Raw genomic sequence first — 22,104 nt, 5'->3', positions numbered from 1 at the left:
GGTTCAGGCCTCCTTCGTCGTGGCGGAGGACGTGACCTCGGCGCCGGCCTTGCGCGCCTTGCGGACGCTCTTGACGGCGGCCGGTGCGTTGCGGAGCTTGGGGTTGATGATCTCGTCGATCGAGAAGTTGATGAGCGAGAGACCGCAACCGAAGAGGGCGATGAGGAGGCCCGGCGGGACGAACCACCACCAGGCGCCGACCTGGAACGCGTTGTGCGCCATCGCCTGGTTGAGCATGACGCCCCAGGTGAGCGAGCCGGAGGGGCCGAGACCGAGGAAGGAGAGGCCGGCCTCCGCGAGGATCGCGGCGACGAACGCCCCGAGGAACTGCGCCGCGAGGAGCGGGAGCAGGTTCGGGAGGATCTCGACGGTGATGATGCGTAGGGGGCGCTCGCCGGCGACGCGTGCGGCGGCGACGTAGTCGCGGTTGCGCAGCGATCTTGCCTGGGTCCTCAGGACGATCGCGGGTCCGGCCCAGCTGGTGAGGCCGAGGATGATCGCGATGACCGTGAGCGAGCGGTTCTCGAGGTAGGCCGCGATGACGATGATGAGCGGGAGGCCCGGGATGACGAGCATGATGCTCGTGATGAGGGAGAGGACCTCGTCGGTCCAGCCGCCGAGGTAGCCCGCGACGATGCCGAAGACGAGCGAGAGCAGGATCGCGATGACACCGGTGACGAGACCGACCATGAGCGATCCGGCCGCACCTTCGGCGAGCTGGGCGAGGACGTCGGCACCGAGGTTGTTGGTTCCGAGCAGGTGCCCGGAGCCGGGCGGCAGGAACCGGTCGGAGTCGTAGTTGCGCGGGTCCTGCGTCACGTGCGGCGCGATGAGCGCGAAGGCCGTGATGCCGAGCGTGAGGACGAGGCCGATGGCGAGCTTGCCGGAGAAGCTCGGCAGGAACGACTTCAGTCCGCCGCGCTGCGGAGCGCCGCTGAGCGCTGGTGCGCCGGCCGCCTGGGCGAGCGCCGTGTCCGGAGTGGTCTGGGTGGTGGAGTTGTCAGACATTCTGGCGCGCCCTCGGGTCGATGAGTCCGTAGAAGATGTCCATGAGGAAGTTCGCCGCGAGCACCGTGAGGGTGATGACGAGGAACACTCCCTGCATGAGCGCGAAGTCCTTCTGCGTCACCGCGGTGATCATGAGCTTGCCGATCCCGGGGTAGGAGAAGACCTGCTCCATGACGATCGATCCGGCGACGACGAAGCCGAGGGTGATCGTGAATCCTGCGAGCGAGGGGAGCGACGCGTTGCGCGTCGCGTAGGTGAGGAAGACGCGGGAGGGCTTGAGCCCCTTGGCCTCGGCCGTCGTCACGTAGTCCTCGGAGAGGGTCGCGACCATCATGTTGCGCATGCCGATGAGCCAGCCGCCGACGGACGAGATGACGATGGTCGCCGCGGGCAGGACCGCGTGCTTCGTGGCGCTCGCGATGAACTCCCACGACATCTCTGGCCCGCCGCGGAACTCGCGGGCCGAGTAGCCGCCGATGATCGGGAACCAACCGAGGTTGACCGAGAAGATCGCGACGAGCACGAGCGCGAGCCAGAAGTACGGGATGGACTGCATGAGTGCGGAGCCGGGGATGAGGCTGTCGACCCACGTGCCGCGCTTCCAGCCCGCCCAGGCGCCGAGCCCGACGCCCAGGACGAAGGCGATGACGGTCGCGGTGCCGACGAGGATGAGGGTCCAGGGGAGCGCCTCGCTGAGGAGCTCGGTGACCGGAGTCGGGTACTTCGTGGTCGAGATTCCCAGGTTGCCCTGGAAGAGGTTCGACCAGTACCGCGTGTACTGCTCCCAGAGGGAGTCGTCGGGAGAGCCGAAGAGGAGCTGGATCGTCTTCTCCATGGCCGGGGTGACCTCGCCACCCTGGCGGAGAAGGTTCTCCCGGAAGATGTCGGCAGGATTGCCGGGCATCAGCTTGGGGATGAAGAAGTTGAGGGAGATGGCTGCCCAGAGGGTCACCAGGTAGAAGGCGATCCTTCGGATGTAGAACTTCATGGCGTTGCCGTCCTCACTTCGATCCAGCTCCTCTTCGGCTCAGGTGTCACTTGCTCGGGCCGGTGATGCTCGAGAGCACGACACCCGAGGAGACGGAGCCCCATGCGGCCGGGAAGGCGAACATGTTGCTCTCGGTCGGCCAGTTGCCGTAGTCGACCGTGTTGAACCACGTCTGCGTGGCGTTGATGATGAGCGGGATGTACGGGAGGTCGCGGACGATCTCCGTCTGGATCTTGCCGTACGCCTCCTTCTTCGCTGCCTCGTCACGCGTGCCGGCCGCCGTGGCGATGGCGTCGTCGACGATCTTGTTGGAGTAGCGCGTCATGTTCCACTCGCCGGGCTCGAGGTTCGTCCCGACCTTCTGGGTGTGCGTACCGGCGAACCAGTCGCGGTAGAGCTGGAACGGGTCGGACAGCGACGTGCCGACCATGCCGCCGATGATGAGCTCGTAGTCACCGGAGAGACGCGCGTTGGAGAAGCCGTCCCAGTCGGTCGTCTCGACCTTGACCTCGATGCCGGCCGCCTTGGCCTGCGAGGAGATGAGCTCGACCGCGGAGACGTAGTCGGACCAGTCGGAGATGACCTTGAGCTTCATGGAGACCTTCTGGCCATCCTTGGCGAAGATGCCGTCCGAGCCCTTGGCGTAGCCGGCGTCGGTGAGGATCTTCTCGGCGCCCGCGACGTCGGCCGTCTGGCCGATCTCCTTGGGCATGCCGTCGGCGATCCACTTGTCGTCACGACCGAGGAGCGCGAACGTGGGCGAGATGGTGCCGGCGAGGCCGACGAACGCCTTGTCGTTGATCGTCTTGCGGTCGAGCGCGAGGCTGAGAGCGTTGCGCACGGCGACGTCCGTCTGGGCACCCTTGCAGCCGAGGTCGGCGTTGGCGCAGGTGTAGAGGACGGTCGGGTCCATCGGCGTGTTGACCATCGCGATGTCACCGGTGCCGGTGAGCGACTCGGGGTTCGGCACGAAGAGCGACATGTAGTCGATCTCGCCGGCCTGCATCATCGCCTGAGCAGAGCTGTTGCCGTCGATGCCGAGGTACTGGACCTCCTGGAGGGCCGGCTTGCCGGTCTGCCAGTAGTTCGGGTTGGCCTTGAGGGTGTACGACGCGGAGGTCGCGGCCTCGAGGACGAACGGGCCGGTGCCGACGGGCGCCTTGTCGTTCGCGAAGGCGACGAGCTTCTCGAGCTCGGTGAACTCGCCGAAGACGTGCTTGGGGACGATGAACGTCGCGCCGAAGATCGCCCACTCGTTGGTGAAGGACGGGGCGTTGAACTTCAGCTTGACGGTCGTGGCGTCGACGGCCTCGGCCGAGTCGATGTAGTTCGCCTTGGCGACGTTGGTGAAGGAGAACACGACGTCGTCGGCCGTGAAGTCCTTGCCGTCGTTCCACTTGACGCCCGCGCGGAGCTTGATCGTCGCCTCGGTGCCCTCGGCGTTGAACTCGAAGGACTCACCGAGCATCGGCGTGGCCGGGTCGGCCGACGTCTTGTTGTAGTGGAAGAGCGTCTCGTAGATGGGGCCGAGCGCGCCGTGCAGGACGGTCGGCGCGTACGGGTTGAAGTTCGCGGTGATCGGCGTCTGCGAGCCGGCGAACACGACGAGCGGGCGGTCGACCTTCTCGGCCGGCTTGTCGGACGGCGCCGAGGAGCCACCCGCACCGGGCTTTGACGTCTCTTCGGTCTTGCCGTCGCCCGAGCATGCGGTGGCGAACAGCGCGACGCTGGAAACCAGCGCCACCAGCGGGATGAGCCGCTTGCGGCTTCCTGTACGGAGCATCGTTGGTCCTTTCTCTGCGGCGCAGCACTGCACCGACGAGTCCTCCACCGTGGAGGTCTAGAGCCATAGTAAGGAAGGGTTACTTAAATCTGCACCCCTGGCGCAGGGTCGTTACCAAGATGAGACTTAGTTAGGCATCCGTCCTGACTAACTCGCACAGAAGCCCCGTGGGTGCGGTCTCACGCTGCCATCCAGCGAGGAAGCGCTCCCATGGATAACGAACAGTGTGACACACGTCCCAGCGCGCCACCCGGGGAGTCAGGCCCCGGTGACCCCGACGACCTCGCGGGGCTCGCGCACGCCGCGTCGGGCGTACACGACCGCGACGACGACGTACACGACGGCGAGCGCCGCGTACAGCGGCCGCGAGTAGCCGCCGTCCGGGAGGGCCGCGGCGGCGAGCGCCGCCGCCCCGATGAGACCCGTGTTGTACAGGACGTCGTACAGAGCGAACGCGCGTCCCCGGAAGTCGTCGGCCGTGTCCCGCTGGACGATCGTGTCGACCGCGATCTTGGCGCCCTGCGACGACAGCCCGAGCGCCGCCCCCGCGACGAGCATCATCGGGAGCGACACGTGCACGGCCAGTGCGGCCTGGGCGAACGCCCCCAGACCCAGGCACACGAGGATCCACGGCCGCTGGCCGAGCCGCGCGCCGAGCGTCGGCGAGAGCACGACCGCCGCCGCAAAACCGAGCCCCGTCGCCGCACCGATCTGCGCGAACACCGCGAGCCCGCCCGACGCGTCCGACGGGGAGGCGAGGTAGTTCTTCGCGAGGAGGATCCCGTAGACCATCGTCATGCCGAAGAGGAACCGGTGCAGCGACATGACGACGAGCGCCTGCCCGGGCGTGCCCCGCCGCGCGAGGTAGCGCGCCCCCGCGACGAGGTCGCGGGCCATGACGCCGAGCGAGTCCCGCAGGGGCGTGCGGTCCGGCTCCTCCGGGCCCAGACGGTCCCGGCGCAGGCGCAGCGCGAGAGCCGACGCCGCCGACATGAGCAGCGCCGCGACGACGACAGCGGCCGCATCCTTGAGCCGGCCGGCAGGTGCGACGAGCCCGATGAGCAGCCCCAGCCCCGCGCCGACGCCCGACGACACCGCGCCGAGCGTCGGGAGCAGCGAGTTCGCTGTGAGCAGCAGCTGCCCGTCGACGAGCCGCGGCAGGCCCGCCGACAGGGCCGAGAGCAGGAAGCGGTTGATCGACAGGTTGACGAGCGCGAGCGCATAGATCCCGACGCCGAGATCCTGGCCGGCCGGCGTCGCCAGCATGAGCCCACCGATCACGAGGGCGACGAAAGCCCGCACGAGGTTGCCGACGAGCAGCACCTGACGGCGACGCCAGCGGTCGAGAAAGACCCCTGCCCACGGCCCGACGATCGTGAACGGCGCGAGGAGCACAGCGAATGCGATCGCGACCTGGCCCGCGCTCGATGCGCGCTCCGGCGAGAAGAAGAACAGGGTCGCGAGGCCCGCCTGGAACATGCCGTCGGCCGACTGGCTCACGATCCTGATCGTGAACAGCCGTCTGAAGTCACGGATCCTCAGGAGGGTCCGGAGCTCGGCGAGTACGCGCACGCGCCCACGCTATCGGCCACCTGCAGGAACGGGAGAACCCCCGCGCCGTGCGGCGCGGGGGTTCTCCCGTCGATCTGGTCCCGGAGAGCCGGGTCAGCGCTCGATCTCGCCCGCGAGGAAGGCCTCGAGGCGGGCGCGGCCGACGCCGTCCTCCATCTGGAGCGGCGGCGACTTCATGAAGTACGTCGCAGCAGCGTGGATCGGGCCGCCGACGCCGCGGTCCTTGGCGATCTTCGCCGCGCGGAGCGCGTCGATGATGATGCCGGCCGAGTTCGGGGAGTCCCAGACCTCGAGCTTGTACTCGAGGTTGAGGGGGACCTCGCCGAACGCGCGACCCTCGAGGCGCACGTACGCCCACTTGCGGTCGTCGAGCCACGCGACGTAGTCCGACGGGCCGATGTGGACGTTGCGGTCCTCCTTCTTGCCGGCCAGGGGGCCGTCCTCGAGGTTGGACGTCACGGCCTGCGTCTTGGAGATCTTCTTGGACTCAAGGCGCTCACGCTCGAGCATGTTCTTGAAGTCCATGTTGCCGCCGACGTTGAGCTGGTACGTCCGGTCGAGGATGACTCCACGGTCCTCGAAGAGACGCGCGAGCACGCGGTGCGTGATGGTCGCGCCGACCTGCGACTTGATGTCGTCGCCGACGATCGGCACGCCGGCCTCCTCGAACTTCGCGGCCCACTCCGGGTCGGACGCGATGAAGACGGGGAGCGCGTTGACGAAGGCGACCTTCGCGTCGATGGCGGCCTGCGCGTAGAACTTCGCGGCCTTCTCCGAACCGACGGGGAGGTAGCAGACGAGGACGTCGACCTTGTTGTCCTTGAGCTGCTGGACGACGTCGATCGGCTCGGCGTCAGACTCCTCGATGGTCTCGGCGTAGTACTTGCCGATGCCGTCGAGGGTGTGGCCGCGCTGGACCGTCACGCCGAGCGGCGGGACGTCCGAGATCTTGATGGTGTTGTTCTCCGAGGCGAAGATCGCCTCCGAGAGGTCGAAGCCGACCTTCTTCGCGTCCACGTCGAGCGCCATGACGAACTCGACGTCCTTGACGTGGTACTCGCCCATCTGGACGTGCATGAGGCCGGGGACCTTCTGGTCGGCCGGGGTGTCGCGGTAGTAGTGGACGCCCTGGACGAGCGACGCGGCACAGTTGCCGACGCCGACGATGGCGACGCGGATGGAGGTCATCCTCGCTCCTTGCTGGTTGTGCCGGGACGCTGCTCGTCCGCGGCTTCGTTCTGAGTGGTGCTGCCCGTTGCGCGGCGCGCCGCGGACCGCGGAGCACGGGCACGCCCGCGCTCGGTGTCGATGAGCTCGTCGAGCCAGGCGACCTCGTGCTCGACCTGCTCGAGGCCGTGCCGCTGAAGCTCGAGCGTGTACTCGTCGAGACGCTCGCGGGTCCGGCTCGCGCTCTCGCGCACCATCTCCAGGCGTTCGGCGAGCCGCGTGCGACGTCCCTCGAGGATGCGCAGGCGGGTCTCGGCGTCGGTCTTCCCGAAGAGGGCGAACCTGACGTCGAAGCCCTCGTCCTCCCAGGCCGCGGGGCCCGAGGACGAGAGAAGCCCCTGCAGGTGCTCCTTGCCGTGCGCCGTGAGCTCGTACACGATGCGCGAGCGACGTCCGGAGAGCGCGTGCTGGGGAGGCGCGTCCGTCGTCTCCGTGCCGGCGATGAGCGCGCGCTGCTCGAGCGAGCGCAGTGCCGGGTAGAGGGAGCCGTACGAGAGGGCGCGGAACGACCCGAGCAGCACGTTGAGCCGCTTGCGCAGCTCATAGCCGTGGAGGGGGGAGTCCGCGAGGATGCCGAGGATCGCGGTCTCGAGGACCTCCGACCGTGCGCGCACCCTGCACCTCCTCCTGGGTCGTCCGGGGCGCCGTGGCCCCGAGGACGTGTCGATGTATCGAACCGATACATCGACGAGCGTAGGACGCGCCGCCCGCCGCCGCAAGCACCCGCGCGTGCGCTGCGTCACCGCCCCTGTGAAGATCGTGCGGAGCACGCGGGGCAGGGCCGGGCAGAGTCCGGGTCGGGTCCCCCGCCGGCGCTGCGCGAGCGCATAGGGTGCCTACGGCCGTACCAGCGACAAGAAGGGGCCACCGTGACCGGGACGAGGAAGGCAGCGAGCGCGAAGCGTGCCGCCGCACCGGCGTCGGGCCGTCGCCGTCTGTTCAACTACCCGCGAGCGGGCCGAGGCCGCATCCACCGCTGGGTGCCGTCGTGGCGCTTCGTCCTCACCTCGGTCCTCTTCGTCGGTGCCGTCGGCGTCGGGGCACTCGTCACCGCCTACGCGCGCACCGAGATCCCCGAGGCCTCCGCCTTCGCGCTCGCCCAGACGACGACCGTCTACTACTCGGACGGCACGACCGAGATGGGCAAGTTCGTCGAGAACAACCGCGAGATCATCGCCGACGACGTCATCCCCGACGTCGTCAAGGATGCCGTCGTCGCCGCCGAGGACCGGACGTTCTGGGAGAACGCAGGGGTCGACGTCAAGGGCATGGCCCGCGCGCTGTGGGTCAACGTCACGACCGGCAAGCGCCAGGGCGGCTCGACGATCACGCAGCAGTACGCCGAGCGCTACCTCGGTGACGAGACCGTCACCGACTACGTCGGCAAGCTCAAGGAGGCGCTGCTCTCCCTCAAGCTCGGGCAGCAGGCCGACAAGGACGAGATCCTCTCCGGCTACATCAACACGATCTACTTCGGTCGCGGCGCCTACGGCATCCAGACCGCGGCCCAGGCCTACTTCGGCGTCGACGCCAAGGACCTCACGACGGCCCAGGCCGTCCTCCTCGCCGGCATCATCCCGTCGCCCACCAACTTCGACCCGCGCACGAGCGAGACCAACGCCGAGCGCCGGTTCGACTACGTCCGGGACTCGATGGTCCTCACCGGCGCCCTCACCCAGGCCGAGGCCGACAAGCTCAAGATGCCCAAGACCATCGAGGTCAAGCGGTCCAACTCGCTCGCCGGCCCGCGCGGCTACCTGCTCGACATGGTGCGGCGCGAAGTCGTCGCCGCGGGCCTCACGACCGACGAGGAGATCGGCGCCGTCGGCCTGAAGATCATCACGACGATCGACCGCAAGGATCAGGCCGCGCTCCAGGAGACCATCCAGAAGGAAGGCCTCCTCGAGGGCTCCTCGAAGAACCTCCGCGCCGCAGCGGTCGCCCTCGACGCCAGCACGGGTGCGATCCGTGCGCTCTACGCGGGCGAGGACTACACGAAGGTCCAGCAGAACCGCGTCACCCAGGACCGCGCCCAGGCCGGCTCGACGTTCAAGCCCTTCACGCTCGTCGCCGCTCTCGAGGCCGGGCACACCCTGGACGACCGCTTCAACGGCAACAGCGGCCGCCGCTTCGACGGCATCAAGGATCCGGTGCGGAACTTCGGCGGCACCAACTGGGGCAACATCAGCCTGCTGCGCGCCACGGAGAACTCCGTCAACACCCCGTTCGTCGAGCTCAACCTCGAGCTCACCCCCGAGGTCACCAACGCCGTCGCCGTCCGCGCAGGAATCCCGACCGACACCCCGGACCTCAAGGACGTGCCCTCGTCCGTGCTCGGCGTCGCGGCCGTCCACCCGATCGACATGGCGGAGTCCTACGGCACGCTCGCCTCCGGCGGTCTCCACAACGACCCGTTCATCGTCGACTCCGTCCGTCGGATCGGCGGAGACTCCGACATCTACCGCGGTGCCAAGGCACCCGAACGCGTCATCGAGGCCGACGTCGTCAACGAGACCACGTACGCGCTCACGCAGGTCGTCCAGCACGGCTCCGGCACGACCGCCAAGCAGCTCGGCCGCCCCGTCGCCGGCAAGACCGGCACGTCGAACGACAACCGCTCCGCATGGTTCGTCGGCTACACCCCGCAGGTCGTCACCGCCGTGGCCCTCTACCAGAGCGGCGACGACGGCAGCCAGCAGTCGATCGACACGTTCCGGGGCTACCGCGAGATCACCGGCGGCACCGCGCCCCTCGACATCTGGACGTCGTACATGACGAAGGCGCTCGACGGCGTCCCCGTCGTCGACTTCCCCGCCCGCGCCGTCCCCGAACGCCCCACGCCGACGGACACCCCGAGCGTGGAGCCGACCGACGAGCCCTCCGAGACGCCCAGCGACGAGCCCACGACGCCGCAGGCAGCGGCCGTCCCGGGCGGCATCGTCGGCGTCAAGGAGGAGACCGCGCGCCGTCTCCTGTCGAGGGCCGGCCTCGAGGCCGTCGTCATCTATCGCGAGGACGCGAACATCCCCAAGGGGCTCGTCATCGAGTCCCAGCCGGGCGAGGGCACCGAGGTCCCCCCTGGCTCGAGCATCACGATCGTCGTCTCCTCCGGGCCCCCGGCCACGCCCGACCCCACGCCGACCGACGACCCGACCGAGCCGGAACCCCCGGACCCCACGACAGAACCGGCCCAGGACCCGACGACGCAGCCCGCGGACGCACAGGGCGGGGAGGGTCGGGAGCCATGACCTCGGTGGACGGGCCTGAGCGGTCCGTCACACCGTTGGTGAGGGTGCCGACGTTTCCGGTACCCTGACACCCTGCCCTGCGTCGACCGTCCGCCATCGGACGTGCCCGCCGCAGGGAGACGCAACAACCCTCCTGTCACGGAAGTCCCGTGGCCGCCAAGTCCAGAGGAGGTGGGTATGAGCCTGCGTCAGTACGAGCTGATGATCATCCTTGATCCCGAGATCGAGGAGCGCACCGTCGCCCCGTCGCTCGACAAGTACCTCACGGTCGTCACGACCGAGGGTGGGTCCGTCGACAAGATCGACATCTGGGGCCGCCGTCGTCTCGCCTACGACATCAAGAAGAAGTCCGAGGGGATCTACGCGGTGGTCGACTTCACCGCGACCCCCGCGACCGCCAAGGAGCTCGACCGCCAGCTCGGCCTCAACGAGGTCGTCCTGCGCACGAAGGTGCTCCGCCGCGAGGAGTCCAAGGCTGCAGCGGCTCCCGCCGTCGCCGCCGAGGTCCCCGCCGAGGCCGACGCTTCCTGACGTCTCCACGCTCCACCCCCGCCGGCAGCAGCCGGTGGGTCCCGTACATCTCGAAGGAGTAGGCAATGGCTGGTGACACCGTCATCACCGTGGTGGGCAACCTCACCGCGGACCCGGAGCTCCGTTTCACCCCGTCGGGTGCAGCGGTGGCCAACTTCACGGTGGCCTCCACGCCCCGCGCCTTCGACCGCCAGTCGAACGAGTGGAAGGACGGCGATGCGCTGTTCCTCCGTTGCTCGGTCTGGCGCGAGGCCGCCGAGAACGTCGCAGAGACCCTCACCAAGGGCATGCGCGTCATCGTGCAGGGTCGGCTGACCCAGCGGTCGTACGAGACCCGTGAGGGTGAGAAGCGCACCGTCGTCGAGCTGCAGGTGGACGAGATCGGTCCGTCCCTGCGGTACGCCTCCGCCAAGGTCACGCGAGCCCAGCGCTCGGGTGGCGGCGGTGGTGGCAGTTTCGGCGGCGCACCCCAGGGTGGTGGTGGCGGTGGCTACCAGCAGCAGAACGACCCGTGGGCCACGTCCGGTCCCGCCTCCTCCGGCGGCGGCTTCTCCGACGAGCCCCCGTTCTGACCGTTCCCCCGCCCGGGACACAGACACGACGACCCTCCGCCCGCCTCGCGGCGCGGAGGGACAGCACCTGACAAGGAGCCCCCACGATGGCCAAGGCCGTTGTCCGCAAGCCCAAGAAGAAGTCCAACCCGCTGAAGTCCGCGAAGATCGACGTCGTCGACTACAAGGACTCTGCGCTCCTGCGCAAGTTCATCTCTGACCGCGGGAAGATCCGTGCGCGCCGCGTCACGGGTGTCTCCGTCCAGGAGCAGCGTCAGATCGCGCGCGCCGTGAAGAACGCGCGCGAGATGGCCCTCCTGCCCTACTCGTCCTCGGCTCGCTGAGCCGGCGCCACGAAGGGAAATCACAGAAGATGGCAAAGCTCATCCTCACGCACGAGGTCTCCGGCCTCGGTGAGCCCGGCGACGTCGTCACCGTCAAGGACGGTTACGCGCGCAACTACCTCGTCCCCCGTGGCCTGGCGACCGCCTGGTCCAAGGGTGCCGAGTCCGAGGTGACGGCGATCCGCAAGGCCCGCAAGGCCCGCGAGATCGCGACGCTCGAGGGTGCCCGCGCTGTGCGCGACGCGCTCCAGGGCAAGCCGTACGCCGTGTCGGCCAAGGCCGGCAACGGTGGCCGCCTCTTCGGCGCCGTGACGACCGCGGACATCGCCGCGGCCGTCGAGGCTGCCGGTGGCCCGAAGCTCGACCGCCGCAAGATCGAGGTCGGCCAGACGATCAAGTCGACCGGCGAGTACACCGTGTCGGTGCGCCTGCACGCCGAGGTCGCCGCGAACGTCAAGATCAAGGTCGTCGCCGCCTGAGCGCAGCGCTGACCAGCGAAGCCCGGTACCCCGTCAGGGGTGCCGGGCTTCGTGCTTCTGCGCGGCTGCCTCCCCGCGCCCGACGTACGAGACCCCGCGCCGCCGTGGCTCGATAGCCGATCCGACCGGCTCAGGTGGTCGGATCGGCTATCGAGCCACGGGGGCCGGGTCGGCGGGGTGGGTGAAGAGGGCGGCCGGCTTGCCGACGGTGCCGCGGCGTTGCTCGCCCGAGTCCACGAGCCACGGCAGCGCCCAGCGGCGGAACGTGTCGGGCTGCAGGCGCTCGCCCGCGACCGCCTCGTGGAGCTCGCGGAGCTCCGTCATGGGGAAGGGCTCGCCGAGCAGCCGGTTCGGGTCGGGGCGCGTGGCGTGGTCCGCGCGGACGCGCGCGACGGCGAGGTCGACGATCGCGTCGTGGTCGTGGTCGAGCCCGTGGGCCTCGGCGACAGGCGCGGGCTCGAGGCCCGCGAGCGTGCTGGCCGGGACGACGGCGAGGTGCGCGACGGACAGGACCCATCCGCGATCGTCGCGCTCGGGGTCGTCGAGGACGCCGAGCTGGACGGGCTCGAGATCGTGGAGGCCAGCCTTCGCGGCGAGGGAGCGGCGGACGGCGTCGGCGAGGCGTTCGCCCGCGTGAAGGAAGGTCCCGGGAAGGCGTCGGCCACCCGTGCGGTGGTCGACGACGAGCGCGACGACCAGCGCGCCGTCGACGACGGAGAGGACCGCAGTGTCGACGGCGACCGAGGGGCGCGGGTAGTCCGTGAGCCTCTTGCCGTGGGAGTCGACGTGCATGTTGACATCTAATCATGTCCGCGCTTATTCTCTCGATAATCGCAAGTTTCAGCATATCGACCTTCAGGGAGGTCAGCATGGTGCTCACCACGCAGCAGAAGGACCGCGCCGTCGGCGTCGTCCTCGGCGCCGCCCTCGCCGACGCTGTCGGAGCCCCCTACGAGTTCCAGGCGCCGCTCGCCGCAGACCAGCCCGTGAGGCTCGCCGCCGGCGGCACCTTCGGCTGGGAGAAGGGGGAGTGGACCGACGACACGTCGATGGCCGTCCCGATCCTCCGCGCCCTCGCCGCGGGCGAGCCGCTCGACGACGCCGCGACGCTCGGAGGCATCGTCGGCGCCTGGAAGGACTGGGCCCGCGACGCCAAGGACGTCGGCATCCAGACCCGTCAGGTGCTCGGCCGCGCCGAGTCCACCGAGGCGTCAGCCGTCGCCGCCTCGGACGCCCTCCACGCGGAAACCGGACGCTCGGGCGGCAACGGGTCGCTCATGCGCCTCGCGCCCGTCATCGTCGCGACGCTCGACGACGCCGGACGCACCGCCGCGGCCGCCGCCCGCCAGTCCACGCTCACCCACCACGACCCCGAGGCCGCCGAGGCCTGCGTCCTGTGGGCCCTCACCGTCCGCCACGCAGTCCTCACGGGCGAGGCCGACCTCCGCGCCCTGCCCGCCGACCGCGCCGCCCACTGGGCCGCGCTCCTCGACGAGGCCGAGGCGCACCTGCCCGTCCACTGGTACGGCTCCAACGGGTGGGTGCGCTCGTCGCTCCAGTCCGCCTGGTCCGCCGTCGTCCACGGCACCGACTACCGCAGCCGCGTCGAACTCGCCGTCCGCGGAGGCGGTGACACCGACACCGTCGCCGCGATCACCGGCATGCTCGAGGGCGCGCTCGCCGGGCACTCCCGCCTGCCGCTCACGTGGCTGCGCCACCTGCACGGCTGGGGCGGACGCGACATCATCGCGACCGGGGACGACCTCGCACGCCTCACCGAGATCGTGCTCGACGGGGCGCCGGGCAGGCCGGGCGCGTGGCCGCGCGTCGAGCGGATGCCCGTCTCGGACGACACGACGCCTCCCGTCGCGCACCCCGACGACCCGGGCGTCCTCCTCGCGGACCTCTCGGCGCTCGACGGCCCGCCCGCCGGGGTCGACGCCGTCGTCTCGCTGTGCCGCGTCGGCACCGCGCAGCCCGCACCCGCCGCCGGGGTGCGGCCCGAGCACCACGTGCGCGTGCGGCTCATCGACCAGCAGGGGACGAACCTCGACCCTGCCGCCACGCTCCGCGAGGTCGCGGACGTCATCGCCGACCTCCGCGCCGAGGGCCGCACCGTGCTCGTCCACTGCTACGAGGCCCGCAGCAGGACCGCCGCAGCCGCCGCGGCCTATTCGGTGCTGCGGTTCGGGGTCGAGCCCGAGACCGCGCTCGAGCGCTCGATCAAGGTCCTGCGCCACGCCAACCCCCGGGGCTTCCTCCGCGACGCTGTGCGGAGCCTTACGCCGCGGGACGGGGCGGCGACGCGCTGAGCCCGTGGACGTGACCCGCCCGTGCTCCGGCGCGTCACGTCCACATCCCTCGTAACGGGACGAAATCATCCCAAGGTCGGATGCTCGGGGTCGTGGCGTCGTCCTAGCGTGGGCGGATGGCAGGCCATCTCGTACGACCCGGTCAGGCGCGTCGCGCGCGCGTCGTCGCCGTCGTCGGTCTGGTGCTCGTCACCCTCTACGCGGCCGTGGCCGCCGTCCAGGCCCTCGTCCTCAACCCGCTCGCGGCCGCGCCCGGCCGCTCGCTCGCGCGCATCATCGACGACGTCGAGGCGAACCACGACTCGCTCGGTACCTGGGTGACGCTCGGGGTGCTCGTCGGCGGCGTGCTCCTCGCGCTCGTGCTCGCGCTCATCACGTGGCTCTCCGCTGCACCGCGTCCCTGCCTCGTCGCCGCATGGTTCCTCGGGATGCTCGCCGCCGGCTCGCCCGCCTACTTCATGGCGAGCTTCGGGCCCGGCACGGCGCTCGCCGACACGTACGGCACCAGCGGCGCCGACAGCTCGACATGGGGCCTGCCGCTCCATCTCCTCTCCGGAGCGGCGCTGCTCGCGCTCGTCGGCGTGCTCGTCCGCGACGCCCGCCGCACCGGCCCCGTCGGGCTCGCACGCCCCCTGCCCCCTGCTTGAGGCGCTGCTCCCCGGTACCCACGCGGCTTCCGGCGCCCGTACCTCCCGACGGACTGATGCGTTCCTCCCATCGAACGGGGGTGCTGCGTCGATCCGTCGTGGTGGTGGGTCGAGCGGGGAGTCAGCCCTCCGTGCCTCGCTCGTCGAGCGCCGCACGCGTTCCCGCCGTCCAGCCGCCGCCGTTGTCGACGACGAGGCAGAACTCGTTGCCCTCCGGGTCGCGCAGGACGACGTACCCGTCGCCGTCGTCCCCGATCTCCCGACCGCCCGCGAGCGTCGCCCCGAGCGCGACAGCGCGTGCGGCCTCCGCGTCCGCATCCGTGGCGAGCACGTCGAGGTGCAGGCGGTTCTTCGGAGAGCTCTTGGGCTCCGGGACCTGCTGGAACGCGAGGAACAGCGGGTCCGCGTCGACCACGGCCCACCCCTCGTGCTGCAGGACCCAACGCGTGCGCAGCAGGCCGGCCCAGAACTGGGCGAGAGCAGCGGGGTCGGCGCAGTCGACCACGATCTCCTGCAGGGCGAGACGGGGTGCGGGGTGGCTCGTCGCGTCCGAAGGCGCTGCAGCGGGCGGGGTGTCGGTCGTGTCGGTCATGCGCCGAGCGTAGCGACGCCGATCCGTTGCTCGACGGATCGACGCTCTCCCCCCGTCGGACCGGGGGAGAGCGTCAATCCGTGGGGAAGGGTGAGAGAGGGGGCGTCGGGTCAGGAACCCGTGACCATCCACGCCGTCGTGCGCGCGCGCAGACCTGTCGTCAGCGCCCGCGCCAGCATGAACACGCCGCTGAACGCGAGCCACAGCCACACGACCCCCCACGCCCCGGACGGCGCCCACGCGCGCACGGCGAGCGCGCACGGCACGTACGCGACGAGCGTGGCCATGCCCGCCCAGGCGAGGTAGCGACCGTCGCCCGCACCGATGAGCACGCCGTCGAGCACGAACACCCAGCCCGCGAGCGGCAGCAGCACGGACGTCGTCACGAGGCCCGCGACCACCGCGCGACGCACCTCCGCGTCCTCGGTGAACAGCGGCGCGAGCAGCGGTGACGCCGCCGCGACGATCACGCCGAGGACGGCGCCGGCGCCGAGACCCCACTGCAGCGTGCGCCGCAGGACCGTGCGGACCCGCGCCGTGTCGCCCGCGCCGAGGCCGTGGCCGACGAGTGCCTGCGCGGCGATCGCGAGGGCGTCGAGCGCGAACGCCGTGAGGCCCCACACGCTGTTGACCACCTGGTGCGACGCGAGCGTCACCGCCCCCAGCCCTGTCGCGACCCACACCGTGAGGAGGATCGCGAGCCGCAGCGAGAGCGTGCGCACGACGAGCGGAAGTCCACCGCGCGCCGACGCCCAGATGCCGCCTCGTTGCGGCCGCAGGCTCACGCGCTCCCTGCGTGCGAAACGGACGACGACGACCACGAGGACGACGGCCATCGCGAGCTGCGCGACCGCCGTGCCCGCGCCCGAGCCGGCGATGCCGAGCCCGAGGCCCCACACGAGCGTGACGTTGAGGACCGTGTTGAGGATGGCGCCGCCGACCGCGACGTACAGCGGTGTGCGCGTGTCGAGCATGCCGCGCAGGACGCCCGTCGACGCGAGGACGACGAGCATGCCGGGCAGCCCCGGCACGGACCAGCGCAGGTAGTCGGTCGCGTGCCGTGCCACGTCCGTGTCCGCGCCGAGCAGCCCGATGACGTGCGGAGCCGCGAGACCGAGCCCGGCCGCGAGGGCGAGGCCGAGGGCGAGCGCGAGCCACAGCCCGTCGATTCCCGCCTGGAGAGCCTCGGCGCGGTGGCCCGCGCCCGCGCGGCGCGAGACGGCGGCCGTCGTCGCGTACGCGAGGAAGACGCAGAGGCCGACGACGGTCATGAGGATCGTGCTCGCTAGGGAGAGCCCGGCGAGCTCTGCGGTGCCGAGGTGACCGACGACGGCGGAGTCGACGAGGACGAACACGGGCTCGGCGACGAGGGCGCCGAGGGCGGGGACGGCGAGCGCGAGGATCGACCTGTCCAGCGCGCGATCACGTGATCGTTCAGCTGGTGGACGCATGGAGGACAACTTTCTGTCCACAGGCGTGAACGGCGGAATCTTGCGGATCGTGAAGCGGTGTGACACCGCGCTCCCATGTTATCCCCCGAGTGATCCACAGGCTGTGGGTTCCCTGACGGGCTGTTTCCACAACCGTGGAGTTCGCTGTGGATAACTCGGTGCACGACGACGTTGGCCCCACGGACCGTCGCGCCGTAGTGTGCGGGTGTCCCGGGCCCGTCGGCCCGGACCACCCACCGAGCCCGGATGTCCGAGGCTCGAGGGACGATCCGGTGGAGCGGCCACCGGGTCGCACGAGAGGCGGGGCGCATGTCGGCGGAGCACAACGACGAGTACGGCAGCCCCGAAGGCCGCACCTTCGACCGCACCCCGCCCCAGGACATCGCCGCCGAGCAGTCCGTCCTCGGCGGCATGCTCATCTCCAAGGACGCCATCGCGGACGTCGTCGAGGAGCTCAAGGGCAACGACTTCTACCGGCCCGCCCACGAGCTCATCTACGACGCGATCATGGACCTCTACGGTCGCGGCGAGCCGGCCGACGCCATCACGGTCCTCGCCGAGCTCACCAAGCGCGGCGAGGTCGGGCGCATCGGTGGCGCCCCCTACATCCACGAGCTCATCGCGATGGTGCCCACCGCCGCGAACGCCGGCTACTACGCCCGCATCGTGCGCGAGCGCGCCATCCTCCGCCGCCTCGTCGAGGCCGGCACCCGCATCGTCCAGCTCGGGTACGCCGCCGACGGCGGCGACGTCGACGAGATCGTCAACAACGCCCAGGCCGAGGTCTACGCCGTCACCGAGACCCGCGCGACCGAGGACTACGTCATCCTCGGCGAGGTCCTCGGCTCCACGGTCGACGAGATCGAGGCCGCGGGAAGCCGCGGCGAGGGCATGGTCGGCGTGCCGACCGGATTTGCTGATCTTGATAAGCTGACTAATGGTCTTCACCCAGGTCAGATGATTGTTATCGCCGCCCGTCCGGCCATCGGAAAATCGACCCTCGCCATTGATTTCGTGCGCGCCGCGGCAATTAAGAACAACCAGGCTGCCGTTGTTTTTAGTCTTGAGATGAGCAAGACCGAGATCACGATGCGTCTGCTCTCCGCCGAGGCGCGCGTGCACCTGCAGAAGCTGCGCAACGGCTCGATGAGCGACGACGACTGGCAGAAGCTCGCCGGCACCATGGGCCGCATCTCCGAGGCCCCGCTGTTCATCGACGACTCCCCGAACATGTCGCTCATGGAGATCCGCGCCAAGTGCCGCCGCCTCAAGCAGCGCCACGACCTCAAGCTCGTCGTCATCGACTACCTGCAGCTCATGACGTCCGGCAAGCGCGTCGAGTCGCGCCAGCAGGAGGTCTCCGAGTTCTCCCGTGCCCTCAAGCTCCTCGCCAAGGAGCTCGAGGTCCCCGTCATCGCGCTCTCGCAGCTCAACCGTGGCCCTGAGCAGCGCACCGACAAGAAGCCCGCGATGAGTGATCTGCGTGAGTCCGGCTCGATCGAGCAGGACGCTGACATGGTCATCCTCCTGCACCGCGAGGACGCCTACGAGAAGGAGTCGCCGCGCGCGGGCGAGGCCGACCTCATCGTCGCCAAGCACCGTAACGGCCCCACCGACACGATCACCGTCGCGTTCCAGGGCCACTACTCGCGCTTCGTGGACATGCAGGCATGAGCGAACGCACGGGCTACGCCCTCATCCCCGCCTCCTACGTGTTCCTGCGACGGGGCGAGGAGGTGCTGCTGCAGCACCGCGCCGGCACCGGCTACATGGACGGGCACTGGGTCGCGGGCGCCGCCGGGCACGTCGAGCCCGGGGAGACCGCCGCCCGGGCCGCGGTGCGTGAGGTCGCCGAGGAGCTCGGCGTGACCGTCGACGTCGCCGACCTGCGGCTCCTCACCGTCCTGCAGCGCACCGACGGCTCCGACGCGCCCATCGAGCAGCGCATCGAGTGGTTCTGGACCGTCGAGACCTGGGCCGGCACGCCGCGGATCGTGGAGCCGCACAAGTGCGACGGCCTCGACTGGTACGCCCTCGACGCCCTGCCCGAACCCGTCCCGCACTACGAGCGCTTCGTCCTCGACGGCCTGCGCACCGGGACGCTGCCGGTCGCGAGCTCCTTCGGGTACCCGTCGCAGGCCTGACCTCGCCGAGGCTCAGGGGGCTGACTGGACGGCTGACGCGCGCAGGTGAGGTCACCCGATCTGCTCTCGAGCGGCCCGGGGAGGTCGCCTCGACGGTCAGGTGCTGGACCAGGCATCGCCACGGGACCCACGGCCGCAGCCGCCGATCACAGACCCACCATCCGCATCCCCGACTCGCCGTACCTCTCGCCCTGCACGGGCCTGTCACGTACCAGCGAGTCGAGACCCGCGAGCTCTTCCGAGGTGAGATCGAGGTCCGCAGCGCCGAGGTTCTCGGCGACCCGCTCGAGACGCCGCGTCCCTGGGATCGGCACGATCCACGGCTGCTGGGCGAGCAGCCATGAGAGCGCGACCTGCCCGGGCGAGACGTGGTGCGTCTGTGCGACGTCCCTCACCGCGCCGAGAAGTCGTTCGTTGAGGGACCGGTTCTGCTCCGAGAACCTCGGGATCGTCGTCCGGACGTCCCCCGGCGTGAACGTTGTGGTCGGGGTGACCGTGCCCGTGAGAAAGCCCTTGCCGAGCGGGCTGAACGGGACGAACCCGATGCCCAGCTCGGCCAGGACGGGCAGGACCTCGGCCTCAGGGTCACGGGTCCACAATGAGTACTCGCTCTGAACTGCCGTCACCGGGTGGACGGCGTGCGCACGACGGATCGTCCCCGCGCCCGCCTCCGAGAGCCCGAGGTGGGCGACCTTGCCGGCCGCGACGAGCTCGCCGACGGCGCCCGCGACCTCTTCGATCGGCACGTCCGGGTCGACACGGTGCTGGTAGAAGAGGTCGATGCGCTCCGTGCCCAGACGTGACAGCGACTCATCGGCGACACGACGGATCTGCTCGGGCCGCGAGTCGAGCCCGACCACGTGGCCGTCCCGGATGTCCCAGCCGAACTTCGTCGCGATGACGACGTCGTCCCGGATCGGGGCGAGCGCCTCTCCGACGAGCTCCTCGTTGACGTAGGGGCCGTAGACCTCGGCCGTGTCGACGAAGGTCACGCCGAGGTCGACGGCACCCCGGAGAACCGCGATCATGTCCTCGCGGGAGCCAGGATTGGGCCCGTACGACTGGGACATTCCCATGGCGCCGAGGCCGATCGCGGACACGACGAGGTCGCGGCCGAGCGTGCGGGTGTGCATGGAAGGACTCCTTCAGGTGGGCTGTCGGGCTGAGGTGGTGCTGCGCCGCCGCGTCCTCAGGGACGCAGCGACACCTTGAGGGACTCACGTGAATCCATGAGCCGGTACGCTTCGGCGGCATCGACGAGCGGCAGCGTGCGGTCGAAGACGAGCCCTGGCTCGAGGTCGCCCGCGAGGACCTCCGCGATCGCAGCGTCCTGGTAGGCGCGTACCGGTGCCGGCCCTCCTGCGAGCCGCGCGTTCCTGCCGAACAGCGAGCCGAACCCGACGGGCGCCGACTCGTACTGCGGGACGCCGACGCGCGAGATGACACCACCCGGTCGCACGATTCCGTACGCCTGCTCGTACGCCGGCATGTGCCCCACAGCTTCGAGCACGACGTGCGAGCCCTCGCCGTCCGTGAGGTCCATGACCTGTGCGACACCGGCCGCGCCGCGCTCTGCGACGACGTCCGTCGCGCCCCAGAGCCGCCCGAGATCCGTGCGGGTGACGTGGCGTCCCATGAGGATGATGCGCTCAGCTCCCATCCGTCGCGACGCGAGCACGGCCGAGAGACCTACCGCACCGTCACCGACGACAGTGACGGTCGTGCGTGGGCCGACCCCACCCATGAGCGCCGCGTGATACCCGGTGAGGTAGACGTCGGACAGTGCGAGGAGCGAGTGGAGCATCGTCTCCGTCGCCGACGCCGGGTCGAGGTCGGGCACGACGGCGAGGCTGCCGTCGGCGAGCGGGATGCGCGCAAGCTCGGCCTGGAGGCCTCCGGTCTCCGGGCGCCCGTAGAAGCCGCCGTGCGGGCACGACGTCTGGAAGCCCTCCCGGCAGAACACGCACGTGTTGTCGGAGAAGGCGAACGGGGCGACGACGAAGTCGCCGACGCGGACGGTGCGCACCTCGGCTCCCACCTCCTCGACGACGCCGATGAGCTCGTGACCCATGGGTCGGGCGGGCCCGGCCGGGAGCGAGTGGTACGGGTGGAGGTCGGACCCGCACACGCAGGCGCGGACGACGCGGACGATGGCGTCGGTCGGAGCGTGCAGGACCGGGTCCGGGACGGTCTCGACGCGGACGTCGCCCGCGCCGTGCATGTAAGTGGCTCGCATGGAAGGTGCCTCTCTGTGGGGCGGTGGGGTGGGACTCAGGCCTCGGGGATCGGACGACCGAACGACTCGAGGGTGATCGTCGAAGGGTCGGGGCCGCCGCGGACCCCCGTGTCGAGGGCGTCGATCGCGGCGAGATCCTCGGCCGTGAGGTCGAAGGTGTCGATCGCGAGGTTCTCCGCGATGCGGTGAGGAGTCACGGACTTGGGGATCGCGGAGCGTCCCTGCTGCACGTGCCAGCGGAGCATGACCTGCGCGGGCGTCGCGCCGTGCGCGGCGGCGATCGCCGAGATCGTCGGGTCCTCGAGCGTCGAGCGACGTCCCTCGCCGTAGCCGGGGTAGAACGTGATGCCGCCGATCGGCGACCACGCCTGCGTGAGGATCCCGAGCTCGGCGTGAAGAGCACGGAGCTCGGGCTGGCTGAAGTACGGGTGCACCTCGATCTGGTTCACCGCCGGCACGACCGACGCGGTGTCGAGCAGTCGACGGAGGTGCTCAGGCATGAAGTTGCTCACGCCGATCGCGCGGACCGCTCCGTCTGCGAGCAGCGTCTCGAGCGCACGGTAGGCGTCGAGGGTGAGATCGAAGCGCGTGGGCAGCGGCTGGTGGAGCAGCAGGAGGTCGATCTGCTCGACGCCGAGCTTGGTGGCCGACTTCTCGAAGGCGTGGAGCGTCGCGTCGTACCCGTAGTCGCTGATCCAGACCTTCGTCTCGACGATGACCTCGTCGCGGGTGACGCCAGAGGCAGCGAGCGCCTTGCCCACCTCGCGCTCGTTGCCGTACGCGGCGGCCGTGTCGATGTGGCGGTATCCGAGGCGCAGCGCCTCGGCGACCGCGTCGACGGTCTGCTGCTGCGGCGTCTGGAAGACGCCGAGGCCGAGGGCAGGGAGCGTGAGCCCGCCGCCGAGCGGGATCTGAGGAACGTGAGAATCGGTCATGACTCTGACGGTACGAATCTCGACGACGACGAGGAAGGCCCTGGCGGTACCCCGCT

The 22,104-nt window shown here is 70.2% G+C and carries 21 protein-coding genes; 9 read left to right on the top strand and 12 right to left on the bottom strand.

Translation table 11 applies throughout. The features are described from left to right. Nucleotides 1-3: 3 nt before the first annotated feature. The 6 genes from G7063_RS14780 to G7063_RS14755 all read right to left on the bottom strand — a co-directional run bounded on the left by G7063_RS14780 (nucleotide 4) and on the right by G7063_RS14755 (nucleotide 7,192). Complete coding sequence (locus tag G7063_RS14780) at nucleotides 4-1,008, bottom strand: ABC transporter permease (RefSeq protein ID WP_166415065.1); 1,005 nt, start codon at nucleotides 1,006-1,008, stop codon at nucleotides 4-6. Next, entirely contained in the window at nucleotides 1,001-1,996 is a 996-nt protein-coding gene (locus tag G7063_RS14775) for an ABC transporter permease (protein ID WP_166415064.1), read from the bottom strand. Before G7063_RS14775 ends, G7063_RS14780 begins: the two co-directional genes overlap by 8 nt. A gap of 46 nt (nucleotides 1,997-2,042) precedes the next feature. Then, nucleotides 2,043-3,779, bottom strand: coding sequence for an ABC transporter substrate-binding protein (locus tag G7063_RS14770; protein ID WP_166415063.1), 1,737 nt, complete (start codon nucleotides 3,777-3,779; stop codon nucleotides 2,043-2,045). A 258-nt stretch (nucleotides 3,780-4,037) separates the two neighbouring features. After that, nucleotides 4,038-5,279, bottom strand: a complete 1,242-nt coding sequence (locus G7063_RS14765; protein WP_370520721.1) for an MFS transporter — start codon at nucleotides 5,277-5,279, stop codon at nucleotides 4,038-4,040. Nucleotides 5,280-5,444: 165 nt separating this feature from the next. Continuing rightward, complete coding sequence (locus G7063_RS14760) at nucleotides 5,445-6,539, bottom strand: inositol-3-phosphate synthase (protein WP_166415061.1); 1,095 nt, start codon at nucleotides 6,537-6,539, stop codon at nucleotides 5,445-5,447. Next, entirely contained in the window at nucleotides 6,536-7,192 is a 657-nt protein-coding gene (locus G7063_RS14755; protein WP_166415060.1) for a PadR family transcriptional regulator, read from the bottom strand. The genes G7063_RS14760 and G7063_RS14755 overlap by 4 nt, the downstream gene beginning before the upstream one ends. A gap of 255 nt (nucleotides 7,193-7,447) precedes the next feature. On the opposite strand from G7063_RS14755, the gene G7063_RS14750 reads away from it, so the two are divergent. The 5 genes from G7063_RS14750 (at nucleotide 7,448) to rplI (ending at nucleotide 11,731) form a co-directional block, all read left to right on the top strand. Next, the gene (locus G7063_RS14750; RefSeq protein ID WP_166415059.1) at nucleotides 7,448-9,826 is read left to right on the top strand and encodes a penicillin-binding protein; all 2,379 of its coding nucleotides are present in this window, start codon (nucleotides 7,448-7,450) and stop codon (nucleotides 9,824-9,826) included. A gap of 177 nt (nucleotides 9,827-10,003) precedes the next feature. Then, the gene (gene rpsF / locus G7063_RS14745; RefSeq protein ID WP_166415058.1) at nucleotides 10,004-10,357 is read left to right on the top strand and encodes a 30S ribosomal protein S6; all 354 of its coding nucleotides are present in this window, start codon (nucleotides 10,004-10,006) and stop codon (nucleotides 10,355-10,357) included. A 65-nt stretch (nucleotides 10,358-10,422) separates the two neighbouring features. After that, nucleotides 10,423-10,929, top strand: coding sequence for a single-stranded DNA-binding protein (locus G7063_RS14740; RefSeq protein WP_166415057.1), 507 nt, complete (start codon nucleotides 10,423-10,425; stop codon nucleotides 10,927-10,929). An 86-nt stretch (nucleotides 10,930-11,015) separates the two neighbouring features. Next, complete coding sequence (gene rpsR, locus G7063_RS14735) at nucleotides 11,016-11,252, top strand: 30S ribosomal protein S18 (RefSeq protein ID WP_102510777.1); 237 nt, start codon at nucleotides 11,016-11,018, stop codon at nucleotides 11,250-11,252. Nucleotides 11,253-11,281: 29 nt separating this feature from the next. Beyond that, nucleotides 11,282-11,731, top strand: coding sequence for a 50S ribosomal protein L9 (gene rplI, locus G7063_RS14730; protein WP_166415056.1), 450 nt, complete (start codon nucleotides 11,282-11,284; stop codon nucleotides 11,729-11,731). Nucleotides 11,732-11,878: 147 nt separating this feature from the next. Here the strand turns inward: rplI and G7063_RS14725 are convergent, their stop codons facing one another. Further along, complete coding sequence (locus tag G7063_RS14725) at nucleotides 11,879-12,523, bottom strand: NUDIX hydrolase (protein ID WP_166415055.1); 645 nt, start codon at nucleotides 12,521-12,523, stop codon at nucleotides 11,879-11,881. A gap of 77 nt (nucleotides 12,524-12,600) precedes the next feature. On the opposite strand from G7063_RS14725, the gene G7063_RS14720 reads away from it, so the two are divergent. Together G7063_RS14720 and G7063_RS14715 are read left to right on the top strand one after the other, a co-directional pair. Then, nucleotides 12,601-14,043, top strand: coding sequence for an ADP-ribosylglycohydrolase family protein (locus G7063_RS14720; protein WP_166415054.1), 1,443 nt, complete (start codon nucleotides 12,601-12,603; stop codon nucleotides 14,041-14,043). A gap of 116 nt (nucleotides 14,044-14,159) precedes the next feature. Further along, nucleotides 14,160-14,690: a hypothetical protein gene (locus tag G7063_RS14715; protein WP_166415053.1), complete on the top strand. Its 531-nt coding sequence runs from the start codon at nucleotides 14,160-14,162 to the stop codon at nucleotides 14,688-14,690. A gap of 121 nt (nucleotides 14,691-14,811) precedes the next feature. Here the strand turns inward: G7063_RS14715 and G7063_RS14710 are convergent, their stop codons facing one another. Together G7063_RS14710 and G7063_RS14705 are read right to left on the bottom strand one after the other, a co-directional pair. Continuing rightward, complete coding sequence (locus G7063_RS14710) at nucleotides 14,812-15,282, bottom strand: VOC family protein (protein WP_166415052.1); 471 nt, start codon at nucleotides 15,280-15,282, stop codon at nucleotides 14,812-14,814. Between the two features lie 110 nt (nucleotides 15,283-15,392). Beyond that, a complete protein-coding gene (locus G7063_RS14705; RefSeq protein ID WP_166415051.1) occupies nucleotides 15,393-16,733 on the bottom strand; it encodes an MATE family efflux transporter in 1,341 nt (446 codons plus the stop codon). Between the two features lie 309 nt (nucleotides 16,734-17,042). On the opposite strand from G7063_RS14705, the gene dnaB reads away from it, so the two are divergent. Then, complete coding sequence (gene dnaB / locus G7063_RS14700; RefSeq protein ID WP_206188172.1) at nucleotides 17,043-18,407, top strand: replicative DNA helicase; 1,365 nt, start codon at nucleotides 17,043-17,045, stop codon at nucleotides 18,405-18,407. Then, entirely contained in the window at nucleotides 18,404-18,877 is a 474-nt protein-coding gene (locus G7063_RS14695) for an NUDIX domain-containing protein (protein ID WP_166415049.1), read from the top strand. The genes dnaB and G7063_RS14695 overlap by 4 nt, the downstream gene beginning before the upstream one ends. Nucleotides 18,878-19,023: 146 nt before the next feature. On the opposite strand, the gene G7063_RS14690 is transcribed toward G7063_RS14695, so the two are convergent. From G7063_RS14690 to G7063_RS14680, 3 genes are read right to left on the bottom strand one after another with little or no spacing between them, the layout of a single operon-like run. Continuing rightward, the gene (locus tag G7063_RS14690; RefSeq protein ID WP_166415048.1) at nucleotides 19,024-20,010 is read right to left on the bottom strand and encodes an aldo/keto reductase; all 987 of its coding nucleotides are present in this window, start codon (nucleotides 20,008-20,010) and stop codon (nucleotides 19,024-19,026) included. 56 nt (nucleotides 20,011-20,066) lie between these two features. After that, entirely contained in the window at nucleotides 20,067-21,113 is a 1,047-nt protein-coding gene (locus tag G7063_RS14685; protein WP_206188171.1) for an alcohol dehydrogenase catalytic domain-containing protein, read from the bottom strand. 35 nt (nucleotides 21,114-21,148) lie between these two features. Next, the gene (locus G7063_RS14680) at nucleotides 21,149-22,048 is read right to left on the bottom strand and encodes an aldo/keto reductase (RefSeq protein WP_166415047.1); all 900 of its coding nucleotides are present in this window, start codon (nucleotides 22,046-22,048) and stop codon (nucleotides 21,149-21,151) included. Nucleotides 22,049-22,104: the final 56 nt, after the last annotated feature.

This window comes from Sanguibacter sp. HDW7, assembly GCF_011300875.1.
Taxonomy (GTDB): domain Bacteria; phylum Actinomycetota; class Actinomycetes; order Actinomycetales; family Cellulomonadaceae; genus Flavimobilis.
This window is presented reverse-complemented; position numbering and strand designations above follow the sequence as displayed.